A 13490-nucleotide genomic window follows, 5' to 3' on the forward strand; every position below is an offset into this window, starting at 1 on the left:
ATGCGCGAAAATGAGCGGCAGCCAACGAGGCGCCCGAGCGCCACATCTGTCTGGAGACGAGTGTACTCATGCAAGACCTGACCCTGGTGATGGCCCAACTGGACCCGATGGTCGGCGACATCGCCGGTAATACCGCGGCGGCCATCGAGGCGGTACGCGAGGCGCGCATCGAGCACGATGCGGACGTGGTCGTGTTCAGCGAACTCTTCCTGACCGGCTATCCCCCGGAGGACTTGCTGCTGCGCGAGGCGATGGAGTCGCGCCTGCAGGACGCGCTGACAGAGATGGCGCGCAAGATCGGCAAGATGGCGCCGGAGACGCTGGTGGTGGTCGGCTATCCGGGCATGCGGCATGGCGAACGTCGCAATCTGGCGGGGATCCTGCTGGGCGGCGAATGGCGGGGTGAATACGCCAAGCAGGCGCTGCCCAACTACCAGGTCTTCGACGAGGATCGCTACTTCGAGCCCGGGAGCGAGCCGCTGGTGATCGGGCACCGGGGCGCCCGGCTCGGCATCCTGATCTGCGAGGATCTCTGGGATGGTGCGCCGGTGCGCCAATCGTCCGAAGCCGGTGCCGACATTCTGGTGACGCTCAACGCCTCGCCGTTTCATCTCGACAAGCCCGCGGAGCGCGAGCGCCTGTTTGCCGCACGGGCGCGTGAAGTGGCCAAGCCGCTGGTCTACGTCAACGCCATCGGTGGCCAGGATGAACTGGTGTTCGATGGCGGTTCGCTGGTGCTGGACGCTGCCGGCGAGGTCGCCGTGCGGGCGCCGTTCTGGCAGGTCGGATTGATGCCGGTTCGTTTCACCCACGAGGCGGGCGGCTGGAAGCCCCAGCCCGGCGAGCGCGAGCCGCTGCCCGGCGCCGAGGAGAATCTCTACTGCGCGTTGGTCACGGGCCTGCGCGACTACGTCAACAAGAGTGGCTTCAAGGGCGTGGTGATGGGGCTCTCCGGCGGTATCGACTCGTCGCTGTCGCTGGCGATCGCCGTCGACGCGCTGGGGCCGGATCGGGTCCATGCGGTGATGATGCCGTATCACTATACCGCCGAGATCTCCCAGGCCGATGCCGCCGAACAGGCGAAAATGCTCGGCGTCGGTTACGAAGTCATGCCGATTGCGCCGATGGTCGAAGCGTTCACCGAGACGCTGGCCGAGAGCTTCAGCGGGCTGGCGGCGGACACCACGGAAGAGAACCTGCAGTCCCGCGTGCGCGGCGTGCTGCTGATGGCGATCTCCAACAAGAAAGGCCTGATGGTCCAGACCACCGGCAACAAGAGCGAGATGGCGGTGGGTTACGCCACGCTCTACGGTGACATGGTCGGTGGCTACAATGCGCTCAAGGATGTCTACAAGACCTGGGTCTATCGCCTGGCCAACTGGCGCAACGCGCAGGAGCCGGCGATTCCCGAGCGGGTGATCACTCGGCCGCCGTCTGCCGAGCTGGCGCCGGATCAGCAGGACAGCGACTCGCTACCGGGATACGACGTGCTGGACGCGATTCTCGAGCGCTACATCGAGGGCGACATGAGTGCCGAAGCGATCATCGAGGCCGGGTTCGAGCGCGACGACGTCTATCAGGTGGTCAAGCTGGTCGATCGCAGCGAGTACAAGCGGCGTCAGGCGCCGGTCGGGGTGCGGGTCACGCTCAGGGGCTTCGGCCGCGACCGTCGTTATCCCATCGTCAACGGCTGGCAGCCGGGGAGCTAGAATTTCTTCTGCTTTGGAGCCAACGAAAAGCGCCGCTTGCCTTGTCAGCAAGCGGCGCTTTCGATTTTAAGCTCGTAGCTCGTAGCTCGCGGCTTCAGCCCTTGAGCGTCAGCGGCGGGTCGACATCGACGTGCTTGGGCACGAAGGTATCGCCGTCGAGCTGGCTGTTGTCGGGATCGTTCTGAATCAGCGTCTGCAGCACGGTCTCGGCCCGGTCTCGCATGTTCAGCCCCAGGTAGCCTTCCACCATCACCGCCAGCGCGTCGCGGGTGGCGGTTGACTTGGGATAGTGCTCGATCACCCAGCGGCCACGTTCGACGGCCGCGACATAGGCCCCTTTGCGCAGATAGAAGTCGGCCACCTGCAGTTCGTGGCGGGCCATGACGTTGCGCAGGTAGATGATGCGCTGGCGGGCATCCGGCGCATAGGCGCTGTCGGGGAAGCGACGCACCAGTTCGCCGAAATCGACGTAGGCGTCACGCGAGGCGCCCAGGTCGCGCTTGGAGATATCGATCAGCTCCATGCTCTCGAGGCTGAAGCGGCCCGCCTGATAGGCGCCGAGGCCGCGCATGTAGTAGGCGTAGTCGACCTGGGGATGATCCGGGTGGAGGCGGATGAAGCGGCTGGCGGCGGCGCGGGTCTTCTCCCAGTCCTCGACTCGATAGTAGGCGTAGATCAGTTCGAGTTGCGCCTGCTCGGCGTAACGGCCGAAGGGGAATCGCGTATCCAGAGTCTCCAGCTGTGTCACGGCAGTGCTGTAGCGGCCGGCATCGAGGGAGCTCTGGGCTTGCTTATAGAGATCCTGCTCCTGCAGGTCGGGGGCAGGCTCGTTGCTGGCGCAGCCAGCGAGCAGTGCGCCTGCCAGCAACAGGGCGGCCAGAGCGGAACATCGCGCAGAAAATCGCATCATCATCCTCGTATCAACCATTCCTTGGCGGCCGTGCTAGAATCCGCCGAATCCGACTCACTATAAAGCAAACCTTTGTGCTGACGAAACGCACTCACGAAACGTGCTGACGAAACGCACCGGCGAAACGGAACCGATCCCCACGTATGGCTGACATCCTCAAACGCGACGAGCGCGTACCCGATCGTCTGGCCGGGCGACGTCTGGACCAGGCCGCAGCCGAAATGTTCCCCGACTTCTCGCGAGAGCGTCTCAAGAGCTGGATTCAGCAGGGGGAACTGACGGTCGACGGAGAGAAGGCCCGGCCCAAGGATAAGGTGATCGGCGGCGAGCGGCTAGCGCTGGACACCCGGCTCGAGGAAGAGACTCGCTGGGAACCTCAGGCGATCCCGCTGTCGATCGTGTTCGAGGACGACGACGTCATGGTGATCGACAAGCCTGCCGGGCTGGTCGTGCATCCTGCCGCCGGCAACCCCGATGGCACGCTGCTCAACGCCCTGCTGCATCATCATGCGCCGCTGGCGGCGGTTCCGCGGGCGGGGATCGTTCACCGTCTCGACAAGGACACCACCGGACTGATGATGGTGGCGAAGACGCTGACGGCGCAGACCGCGCTGGTGGCCCAGTTGCAGGCGCGGACGGTATCGCGCGAGTACGACGCCATCGTGGTCGGCGCGATGACCGCCGGTGGCAAGGTGGATGCGCCGATCGGGCGCCACCCCAAGGATCGTCAGCGTCAGACGGTGACCGCCTCGGGGAAGCCGGCGGTCACGCACTATCGCGTCAACGAGCGCTTTCGCGGCCACACCCATGTTCGCTGCCGGCTCGAGACCGGGCGGACGCATCAGATTCGGGTGCACATGGCACACGTCCGCTATCCGCTGATCGGCGACCCGGTCTACGGTGGGCGACTCAAGCTGCCCGCGGGCGCGGGCGAGTCACTGAAAACGCTGCTGAGGACGTTTCCACGGCAGGCGCTGCATGCCCACAAGCTGCGCTTCGACCATCCGGTCAGCGGGGCGCCGGTCGAGTGCAAGGCGCCGCTACCGGACGACATGCTGCTGTTGCTGGATGCGCTGCGTGAGGATCAGGAGGCCGATTGATGCATTCACCCTCGTGTTCGTCGACGCTGACGGACGATCCCGAGACCTCGACGAGCGACGCGCCGACCCTGCTGCTGCCGGACTGGCCCGCGCCGAGCACCGTGGGCGCCCTCGTCACCACGCGGGAGACCGGGCCCAGTCGTGGCGACTTCGCCGCCTTCAACCCGGCGGCCCACGTCGGGGACGATCCCGAGTCCGTGGTTCGCTGCCGGGATCGGCTGGTTGCCGAGGTCGGCGACGAACGGCCGCTGTTGTGGCTCGACCAGGTGCATGGTGCACGCGTCATGCAGAGCTACCAGGGCGGATATCGGCAGCACCCGCCCCAGGCCGACGCCTCGGTGGCGTTCGACCGTGGCCACGCCTGCGTGATCCTGACCGCGGATTGCCTGCCGGTCTTCTTCTGCGATCGCCAGGGAACGCGGGTCGGGTTGGCTCATGCTGGCTGGCGCGGTCTGGCGGGCGGCGTGCTGGAGGCCAGCGTGGCGGCCCTGGGCGTCGATCCCGAAGAGCTGATGGTATGGATGGGGCCGGCGATCTCCAACGCCCAGTTCGAGGTCGGCCCGGAAGTCTTCGAAGCCTTCGTCGCCATGCAGCCGGAAGCCGAGATCGCTTTCGAGCGCAGCCCTTATCGGCTGGGACATTACATGGCGGATCTCTACCGGCTCGCCCGACTGCGTCTGGAGCGTGTCGGCGTGCTATCGATCAGCGGCGGTCATTTCTGTACGGCCTGCGAATCCCGTTTCTACTCCCATCGCCGCGATGACGGCCGCACCGGACGCATGGCCAGCATGATCTGGCTGCGCTGACTCGCCCGCACTGTCGCCAGGTTCGCGCTCTCTTTCCATGAATTTCATTCGTCTGTGGCGTTCCGTCGCGGCGAATTTTTCATTCGCCTCGCTTGAAAAGATCCAACATACCTCCATTTAAGTGTCAACTAATGAATAACCGAGCCGCCGGGCCATGACCTGAACCGGCTCCTGGAGGCAAAGATATGCGTATGGATCGCATGACGACCAAGCTGCAAAACGCGCTGGCCGAAGCGCAGTCGCTGGCGGTAGGGCGGGGACACAACCAGCTCGACCCGGGGCATCTGCTGATGGCGCTGCTCGAGATGCGCGACAGCGGCATCAAGGGGCTGGTCCAGAAAGCCGGAGGCGATGTCAGCCGGTTGCGGGAAGGGTTGGCCGGCTATCTCGACAATCTGCCCGAAGTCGGTCAGTTCGACGGCAACGTCAGCATGAGCCAGGATCTGGCGCGGCTGTTCAATCTGGCCGACCGGGAGGCCCAGACCCGCGGCGACCAGTACATCGCCATCGAGCTGGTACTGCTTGCCGCGCTGGACATGAAGAACGGGCTCACCAAGGTGTTGACCCAGTCGGGTCTGGATCGCAAGCGACTGGCGACCGCGATCGGCGAGCTGCGTGGCGGCGCCAATGTCGATGACGCCAATGCCGAAGAGAAGCGTGAGGCGCTGGAAAAATACACCCTCGACCTGACCGCCCGTGCCACCGAAGGCAAGCTCGATCCGGTGATCGGTCGTGACGACGAGATCCGACGCACGATTCAGGTTCTGCAGCGCCGGACCAAGAACAACCCCGTCCTGATCGGCGAGCCTGGCGTGGGCAAGACCGCCATCGTCGAGGGGCTGGCGCAGCGTATCGTCAATGGCGAGGTACCCGAGGGGCTGAAAGATAAGCGCGTGCTCTCTCTCGACATGGGCTCGCTGCTGGCGGGGGCCAAGTTCCGCGGCGAGTTCGAGGAGCGGCTGAAGTCCGTGCTCAACGAACTATCGAAGGAAGAGGGGCGCGTCATTCTGTTCATCGACGAGCTGCACACCATGGTCGGCGCCGGCAAGGGCGAAGGCGCGATGGATGCCGGCAACATGCTCAAGCCGGCGCTGGCCCGTGGCGAACTGCACTGCGTCGGCGCGACCACGCTCGACGAGTATCGGCAATACATCGAGAAGGACGCCGCGCTGGAGCGCCGATTCCAGAAGGTGCTGGTAGACGAGCCGTCCGAGGAGGACACCATTGCTATCCTGCGGGGGCTCAAGGAGCGCTACGAGGTGCATCACGGGGTCGACATCACCGACGGCGCGATCATCGCTGCGGCCAAGCTTTCGACCCGCTACATCACCGACCGGCAGCTCCCCGACAAGGCGATCGACCTGATCGACGAAGCCGCCTCGCGCATTCGCATGGAGCTCGACTCCAAGCCGGAGGAGATGGACCGGCTCGACCGGCGCCTGATCCAGCTCAAGATGGAGCGCGAGGCGCTGAAGAAGGAGACCGACGAGGCATCCAAGAAGCGGCTCGACAATCTCGAAGCGCAGATCGACGAGCTCGAGCGCGAATACGCCGATCTCGAGGAAGTCTGGAAATCCGAGAAGGCCAGCATTCAGGGCGCGGCCCAGTACAAGGCCGATCTCGAGCAGGCTCGCATCGATCTCGAGGCCGCCCGGCGCCAGGGCGACCTGGGGCGGATGTCGGAACTGCAGTACGGCGTGATCCCGAAGCTCGAGCAGCAGATCGCGGAGAGCAGCGACAGCGACGGTGCGGACACCTCGACGCATCAGCTGCTGCGCTCCAACGTGACCGAGGAGGAGATCGCCGAAGTCGTGTCGAGATGGACCGGGATCCCGGTGGCCAAGATGCTCGAGGGCGAGCGCGACAAGCTGCTGCGCATGGAAGAGGCGCTGCACGAGCGGGTCATTGGTCAGGACGAGGCGGTCAAGGCGGTTGCCAATGCGGTGCGACGCTCGCGGGCCGGACTTTCCGATCCCAACCGGCCCAACGGCTCGTTTCTGTTCCTCGGGCCCACCGGCGTGGGCAAGACCGAGTTGTGCAAGTCGCTGGCCAACTTCCTGTTCGATACCGAGGAAGCGATGGTGCGCATCGACATGTCGGAGTTCATGGAGAAGCACTCCGTGGCCCGGCTGATCGGCGCGCCTCCCGGCTATGTCGGCTACGAGGAGGGCGGTTATCTGACCGAGGCCGTGCGCCGCAAGCCCTATTCGGTGCTACTGCTCGACGAGGTGGAGAAGGCGCATCCGGATGTCTTCAACATCCTGCTGCAGGTGCTCGAGGACGGCCGTTTGACCGATGGCCAGGGGCGCACCGTCGACTTCCGCAACACGGTGATCGTGATGACCTCGAACCTGGGCTCAGACGTGATCCAGCGCATGGGCGGCGAGGAGAGCGACTACTCGGCCATGCGCGACGCGGTGATGACGGTGGTGGGCAACCACTTCCGGCCGGAGTTGATCAACCGTATCGACGAGGTGGTGGTGTTCCACGCCCTCGGCCAGGAGCAGATCCAGGCGATCGCCTCGATCCAGCTCGATCGCCTGCGTGGCCGCCTGGCCGAACGCGACCTCGAGCTCGAGGTCAGCAGTGAGGCGATGGCGCAACTGGCGGTGGTCGGCTTCGACCCGGTGTTCGGCGCACGTCCGCTCAAGCGGGCGATCCAGAGTCGGATCGAGAACCCGCTGGCGCAGGACCTGCTCTCGGGCCGGTTCCTGCCGGGCGACACGATTCGCGTTCGCGCCGAGGGCGATCACCTGGTGTTCGACAAGTAACGGCTCGGCCCGACGAGATGTGTCGGGCCGACCGTCACTCCACCTTCCTGGAAACCATTTTCTAGAAGCTACGGTCGCGTCCTGACCGTTTCCCGCCCGTGACGCCAGCGTCACGGGCTTTTTAATGCCCTGATTCCCCCTGCGGCGACAGCTTCTGCTGCAGTTTCTCCAGCGATATCCCCTTGGTCTCCGGCATCAGGAAGGCGACGAAGACGATCTGCAGCACCATCATGAAGGCGAAGAAGGCGAACACCGGGCCGCCGTTGAAGACCCCCAGCACCCATGGCGTCACCAGTGTGATGACCGCGGCGAAGAACCAGTGGGTGAAGCTGCCGAGAGACTGGCCGCGTGCCCGCTCGCGGTTGGGGAAGATTTCGGAGATGAAGACCCAGATCACCGTGCCCTGACTGATGCCGTGGGCAGCGACGAACAGGCACAGCTGCAACGGGATCAGCGCGCCGCCCAGGTTATCGGTGAAGAAGGCATGGGAGATGATCGACAGCGAGATGATGTAGCCCACCGAACCGATGTACATCAGCGTCCGCCGGCCGAAGCGATCGATCAGTGCCATGCCGATCATGGTGAAGATCACCATGATCAAGCCGATGCCGGCAGTCGAAAGCAGGGCAGCGTTATCCCCCAACTGGGCGGACTCGAGAATGCGCGGCGCGTAGTAGAGGACGAAGTTGATGCCGGTGAACTGGTTGAAGAAGGCGATCAGGAAGGCCAGAACGATGGGGAGCCGATAGCGGCGCGAGAAGAAGCGCGAGTGAACCTTGTTGTCCTCGCGGTCGGCCGCCTGGATCTCTTCGATCTGCTCCCGGGTGTCTCGCTGTGGGTCGATCTGGTTCAGCACGTCGGCGGCAGCGAGGGTGTCCTCCTTGTTGAGGATCAGCCAGCGCGGGCTCTCCGGCACCTTGAGCAGCGCCAGGGTGTAGACGAGAGCCGGTACGGCTTCGACACCCACCATCCAGCGCCAGGCGTCGTCGCCCAGCAGGCTGCCGAGAATGGCGTTGGAGACGTAGGCCATGAAGATGCCGAACACCACGTTGAACTGGTAGAGCGCCACCAGGTTGCCGCGCCTCTCGGCCGGTGCGATTTCGGAGATGTAGGCCGGGGCCGCGACCGAGGACATGCCCACCCCGAAGCCGCCGATCAGGCGGAAGAACGAGAACCAGAACGGATCGGTGGCCAGTGCCGAGCCGACCGCGGAGACGAAGTAGAGCACGCCGATGATGAAGAGCGTCGCCCGCCGGCCCAGCCGGTCGGTCGGCCAGTTGCCGAAGATCGCGCCGAGGACCGTCCCCCATAGCGCCATCGACATGATGAAGAGCCCGTGCTGAAGATCGCTCAGCCCCCACAGTTCCTGAATGGGCTTGTCCGCACCGGATATCACGGCGGTATCGAAACCGAAGAGAAAGCCTGCCATGGCCACGAACGCGGACCATTTCACGATGGGGGACATGCGCGTTACTCCATAAGTGGATTTGTCCACGAGCTCATCAATCAGCGTTTTGAACCCGATGCAGTCTCGAGTTCAGTACAGCAGCGATGCCAGCAGGGCGCTGCGCAAAGCGCTCCAACTTTAGTCGGCGCCATTCGCAGCACGGAGGCGACATGCTCGCTTGCCCCCTGGCTGAGGGCGCTGGAGGTTGACAGTCCCTGGGCGCTGGTGGAATCTAGGCGGTTCCTGATTGCGGGCGCAGCCAATCACGGGTGATCCCCGGCCGCTGCGTGAAGGGTAGGTTCCGAGCGACCTCTACCCGCCTGTCGAAGGATATCTTTCTGAGGAAAGAAGGGCGCGGGCCAAACGCCTGTTCCCGCCAACCCCGACACGGCGATCTGCCGTGTCAGGAGCTGTCGGCGCCACGGCGCCAGCGGTTCCTAAGAGTGCGGGTCCCCACCCCGGGCCCAGGACGCCAGGAAATGGCATCAGGCGTCGACGTTCAACCGTCGGCAGCGGCGTATCGCCGTGATTGAGCTTCGTGTTCGTGGATTGCGCCAACCATTCACGAACCCGGTTTGTCACCAGAACCGCGAAGCGGCACTCGAACTTCCAGGGGAGACTCACCAGTGGAATTACTTTCCGGCGCCGACATGATCGCCCGCTTTCTGAAAGACGAAGGCGTCGAGCGTATCTACGGCTATCCGGGCGGCGCGGCGTTGCATATCTACGATGCCCTGTTTCGCCAGGATAGCGTTCAACACATTCTCGTTCGTCACGAGCAGGCCGCGACCCATGCCGCCGACGGCTATGCCCGCGCTTCCGGCAAGCCCGGCGTGGTGCTGGTCACCTCCGGCCCCGGCGCGACCAACGCCGTCACCGGCATCGCCACCGCCTATATGGACTCGATCCCGATGGTGGTGCTGTGCGGTCAGGTCGCCAGCCATCTGATCGGGGAAGATGCCTTCCAGGAGACCGATATCGTCGGCGTGACCCGGCCCGTCGTGAAGCACAGCTTCTCGATCAGGCACCCCAGCGAGATCCCCGAAGTCCTGAAAAAGGCGTTCTACCTGGCGGCCACCGGCCGACCCGGCCCGGTGGTGGTGGATATCCCCAAGGACATGACCGCGCCCACCGAGCGTTACGAATACGTCTATCCGAAGAAGGTCAAGATTCGTTCCTACAACCCGGTGACCCGTGGGCACAGCGGCCAGATCAAGAAGGCCGTCGACATGATGCTCAAGGCGCGCCGGCCGGTGTTCTACACCGGCGGAGGTATCGTCACCGGCCGGGCGTCGGAGGCGTTGACCGATCTGGTCCAGCGGCTCGGCTTTCCGATCACCACCACGCTGATGGGGATCGGCGGTTATCCGCAGGGCGACCGCCAGTCGCTGGGCTGGCTCGGCATGCACGGCAGCTACGAGGCCAACATGGCGATGCATCACGCCGACCTGATCGTCGCCATCGGCGCGCGCTTCGACGACCGCGTCACCAACAACACCTCGAAGTTCTGCCCCACGGCCAAGATCGTTCATGTGGATATCGATCCCAGCTCGATCTCCAAGACCGTGCGCGCGGACGTGCCGATCGTCGGCGCGGCCGGCAGCGTCATCGACGAGATGATCAGCCTGGTCCAGGGTCGCGAGCCGGCCAATCCGGAGGCGCTGGGCGAATGGTGGAAGAGCATCGACGGCTGGCGCTCCGAGCGCGAAGGCAAGCTCTACGAGCCGTCGAAACCGGGCGAGGCGCTCAAGCCGCAGGAGGTGATCGAAGCGGTCTATCGCGCTACCCGCGGCGAGGCGTTCGTGACCACCGACGTGGGTCAGCACCAGATGTTCGCGGCGCAGTACTACAAGTTCGCCAAGCCCAACCGTTTCATTACCTCCGGCGGCCTCGGCACCATGGGGTTCGGCTTCCCGGCGGCGATGGGCATCAAGCTCAGCTATCCGCAGGACGACGTGGTCTGCTTCACCGGCGAAGGCAGCTTCCAGATGATGATGCAGGAGCTGTCGACCTGTAAGCAGTTCGACGTCGGCGTCAAGATCGTCAACCTCAACAACCAATCGCTGGGGATGGTGCGCCAGTGGCAGGATCTGAACTACAAGTCCCGCCACGCCCACTCCTACATGGAGTCGTTGCCGGACTTCGCCAAGTTGATCGAGGCCTACGGCTTCACTGCGATCAAGGTGACGACCATCGACGAGCTGGCGCCGGCACTGGAACGCGCCTTCGCCGACACCAACGAGCTCGTGTTCCTCGATATCTATGTCGACCCGTTCGAACACGTCTATCCGATGCAGGTGCCGCTGGGCTCCATGCGTGACATGTTGCTTTCGAAGACGGAGCGGACCTGATGCGCCATATCATCTCGATTCTGCTGGAAAACGAACCTGGCGCCCTGTCCCGCGTGGTGGGGCTGTTCTCCCAGCGCAACTTCAACATCGAAACCCTCAACGTGGCGCCGACGGAAGATCCGTCGCTGTCGCGGCTGACCGTGACCACGGTGGGTGACGACCGGGTGATCGAGCAGATCACCAAGCACCTCAACAAGCTGATCGACGTGGTCAAGCTGGTCGATCTGACCGAGGGCAACCACATCGAGCGCGAGCTGATGCTGGTGAAGGTCAAGGCGCTGGGGGCGGCCCGCGACGAGGTCAAGCGCACGGCGGATATCTTCCGGGCGCAGATCGTCGACGTCACGCCGAGCGTCTACACCGTGCAGATCACCGGCGACGCCGGCAAGCTGGATGCCTTCATCCAGGCGATGGCGCCGATCGGCATTCTGGAAGTGGCGCGGACCGGCGTATCGGGCATTGCCCGCGGGGACAAGCTGCTCACGCTGTAGATACGAGCCATCGCTAGACCAACGCCCGGCGGAAGCGATTCCGTCGGGCGTTTTGCGTTCCCGATCTTTCAATGCAACGTTTCAGTTGGGGAGCTGCGCCCACAGCGCCTCGATCAGCGCACTCTTGAGGCGGCGCTTGAGCACGCACAGGCCGACATCGTAGTGAGGCAGCTCCGGCTTGACCGGCAGGATCATGATGCGATCCAGCAGGGGGCTGTTGTCGAGCACGATGCGCGGCACGATGCCGACGCCGAAACCCAGGCCCACCATGCTGACGATCGCTTCGTTGCCCGCCACCTGGGCATAGATGCGGGGGCTGACGCCCATCGCCCGGAACCAGGTGTCGGCGTGGTCCCGCGACAGGCCGGATTCGGACAGGATCATCGGCACGTCCTTCCATTGCGACGGGGTTGGCGTTTCCGGCGTGGCGGGCAGCCAGTCGGCGCCATCGCGAGGGGCGATGAAGACCAGCGGCGATGTCGTCAGCGGCTTGAACGCCAGCGCATCCGGCAGGCTGCGCGGGCGCGCGGTGATGGCGATGTCTTCGTTCTCGGCCTGGACGCGAGCGATGGCGTCCGCGGGATCGCCGGTGTGCAGCTTGATCTCGATGCGGGGATGACGCTGGCGGAACTCGCTCAACAGCCGGTACAGGAAGCTGTAGCTGGCGGTGACCGAGCAGTAGATGCTGATCTCGCCAGCCAGCTCGCGGGTCTCCGCCATCAGCGTGGCCTGCATCGCCTGCCACTGCTCCAGCGTCTCCCGGGCATAGGCGTGAAACAGTTGGCCCTCCCGGGTCAATGTGACGTGGCGATTGTCGCGCTCGAACAACGTGACGCCGAGCGTCTCCTCGAGCTGGCGGATCGAACGGCTCAGCGTCGAGGGGCTGACGTGGCAGGCATCGCTGGCCCGGCCGAAGTGCAGGTGGTCGGCCAGCGCCAGGAAATGGTTCAGTGGGCGGTAATCCATGGTCGTTTCATATTCCGAAATATCGCATTGCAAATATAGCGTTTTACGCAATATTTTGCCTGGCTTATCGTGGCGTCAGGCTGAAACGACGCGCACCGCGACAGACCGCGCCGGCGGCCATCAACGCTGACAGGGTTTCAGTGGCGACAGTTCCGAGCAGAACGCTCATCAGAATCGATTTCCGGAGTTCGATATGCACGTTTATTACGACAAGGATTGCGACCTTTCCCTGATCCAGGCCAAACAGGTCACGATCGTCGGCTATGGCTCCCAGGGCCACGCTCACGCCAACAACCTGAAAGAGTCCGGTGTCGATGTGACCGTCGGCCTGCGCAAGGGCTCTTCCTCGGCGGCCAAGGCCGAGAGCGCCGGCCTCAAGGTGGCGAGCGTTGCCGAGGCGTGCAAGACCGCAGACGTCGTGATGATCCTCGCGCCGGACGAGAACCAGAAGGCGATCTACGAGCAAGAGATCGAGCCGAATCTGAAAGAGGGCGCCACCATCGCCTTCGCCCACGGCTTCAACATCCATTACAGCCAGGTCGAGCCGCGCGCCGATCTCGACGTGATCATGATCGCGCCCAAGGCGCCGGGTCACACCGTGCGTTCCGAGTTCGTGCGCGGCGGCGGCATCCCGGATCTGATCGCGATCCATCAGGATGCCTCCGGCCGGGCCAAGGAGATCGCTCTCTCCTACGCGGCAGCCATCGGCGGCGGTCGCAGCGGCATCATCGAGACCACGTTCAAGGACGAGACCGAAACCGATCTGTTCGGCGAGCAGGCCGTGCTGTGTGGTGGTGCCGTCGAATTGGTCAAGGCGGGCTTCGAAACGCTGACCGAAGCCGGTTATGCGCCGGAGATGGCTTACTTCGAGTGTCTGCACGAGCTCAAGCTGATCGTCGACCTGATGTACGAGGGCGGCATCGCCAACATGAACTACTC

General features: G+C 64.3%; 10 protein-coding genes. 7 read left to right on the forward strand and 3 right to left on the reverse strand.

The window, feature by feature from the left end:
- Positions 1–68: 68 nt before the first annotated feature.
- On the forward strand, positions 69–1709 hold the full coding sequence (locus Q0602_RS06995) for an NAD+ synthase (RefSeq protein ID WP_298840772.1): 1641 nt from the start codon (positions 69–71) through the stop codon (positions 1707–1709).
- Between the two features lie 94 nt (positions 1710–1803).
- Here the strand turns inward: Q0602_RS06995 and Q0602_RS07000 are convergent, their stop codons facing one another.
- Complete coding sequence (locus Q0602_RS07000; protein WP_298840774.1) at positions 1804–2616, reverse strand: outer membrane protein assembly factor BamD; 813 nt, start codon at positions 2614–2616, stop codon at positions 1804–1806.
- Positions 2617–2762: 146 nt separating this feature from the next.
- Between Q0602_RS07000 and rluD the strand changes: the two genes are divergently transcribed.
- The 3 genes from rluD (at position 2763) to clpB (ending at position 7296) form a co-directional block, all read left to right on the forward strand.
- Complete coding sequence (gene rluD / locus Q0602_RS07005; protein ID WP_298840777.1) at positions 2763–3719, forward strand: 23S rRNA pseudouridine(1911/1915/1917) synthase RluD; 957 nt, start codon at positions 2763–2765, stop codon at positions 3717–3719.
- Positions 3719–4525 (forward strand): peptidoglycan editing factor PgeF, encoded by an 807-nt coding sequence (gene pgeF, locus Q0602_RS07010; RefSeq protein ID WP_298840780.1) that lies wholly within the window; start codon positions 3719–3721, stop codon positions 4523–4525. The genes rluD and pgeF overlap by 1 nt, the downstream gene beginning before the upstream one ends.
- A gap of 185 nt (positions 4526–4710) precedes the next feature.
- On the forward strand, positions 4711–7296 hold the full coding sequence (clpB, locus tag Q0602_RS07015) for an ATP-dependent chaperone ClpB (RefSeq protein WP_298840783.1): 2586 nt from the start codon (positions 4711–4713) through the stop codon (positions 7294–7296).
- Positions 7297–7417: 121 nt separating this feature from the next.
- On the opposite strand, the gene Q0602_RS07020 is transcribed toward clpB, so the two are convergent.
- Entirely contained in the window at positions 7418–8761 is a 1344-nt protein-coding gene (locus Q0602_RS07020; RefSeq protein WP_298840786.1) for a sugar porter family MFS transporter, read from the reverse strand.
- A gap of 608 nt (positions 8762–9369) precedes the next feature.
- Here Q0602_RS07020 and Q0602_RS07025 point away from each other — a divergent pair.
- Both Q0602_RS07025 and ilvN read left to right on the forward strand, forming a co-directional pair.
- On the forward strand, positions 9370–11094 hold the full coding sequence (locus tag Q0602_RS07025; protein WP_295040604.1) for an acetolactate synthase 3 large subunit: 1725 nt from the start codon (positions 9370–9372) through the stop codon (positions 11092–11094).
- A complete protein-coding gene (gene ilvN, locus Q0602_RS07030) occupies positions 11094–11585 on the forward strand; it encodes an acetolactate synthase small subunit (protein ID WP_071230775.1) in 492 nt (163 codons plus the stop codon). The genes Q0602_RS07025 and ilvN overlap by 1 nt, the downstream gene beginning before the upstream one ends.
- A gap of 81 nt (positions 11586–11666) precedes the next feature.
- Here ilvN and ilvY read toward each other — a convergent pair whose 3' ends face one another.
- A complete protein-coding gene (ilvY, locus tag Q0602_RS07035; protein ID WP_298840790.1) occupies positions 11667–12551 on the reverse strand; it encodes an HTH-type transcriptional activator IlvY in 885 nt (294 codons plus the stop codon).
- Between the two features lie 193 nt (positions 12552–12744).
- Here ilvY and ilvC point away from each other — a divergent pair.
- Positions 12745–13490: ketol-acid reductoisomerase (gene ilvC, locus Q0602_RS07040; RefSeq protein ID WP_298840793.1), on the forward strand; the 746-nt coding region annotated here is incomplete at its 3' end.

It is taken from the genome of uncultured Salinicola sp., from assembly GCF_937921195.1.
Classification (GTDB): Bacteria; Pseudomonadota; Gammaproteobacteria; order Pseudomonadales; family Halomonadaceae; genus Salinicola.

What these genes read in the sequence shown, in the direction of transcription:
- Q0602_RS06995 (WP_298840772.1), top strand. Translation starts at nt 69, where the DNA reads ATGCAAGACCTGACCCTGGTGATGGCCCAACTGGACCCGATGGTCGGC.
- Q0602_RS07000 (WP_298840774.1), bottom strand. Translation starts at nt 2,616, where the DNA reads ATGCGATTTTCTGCGCGATGTTCCGCTCTGGCCGCCCTGTTGCTGGCA.
- rluD (WP_298840777.1), top strand. Translation starts at nt 2,763, where the DNA reads ATGGCTGACATCCTCAAACGCGACGAGCGCGTACCCGATCGTCTGGCC.
- pgeF (WP_298840780.1), top strand. Translation starts at nt 3,719, where the DNA reads ATGCATTCACCCTCGTGTTCGTCGACGCTGACGGACGATCCCGAGACC.
- clpB (WP_298840783.1), top strand. Translation starts at nt 4,711, where the DNA reads ATGCGTATGGATCGCATGACGACCAAGCTGCAAAACGCGCTGGCCGAA.
- Q0602_RS07020 (WP_298840786.1), bottom strand. Translation starts at nt 8,761, where the DNA reads ATGTCCCCCATCGTGAAATGGTCCGCGTTCGTGGCCATGGCAGGCTTT.
- ilvN (WP_071230775.1), top strand. Translation starts at nt 11,094, where the DNA reads ATGCGCCATATCATCTCGATTCTGCTGGAAAACGAACCTGGCGCCCTG.
- ilvY (WP_298840790.1), bottom strand. Translation starts at nt 12,551, where the DNA reads ATGGATTACCGCCCACTGAACCATTTCCTGGCGCTGGCCGACCACCTG.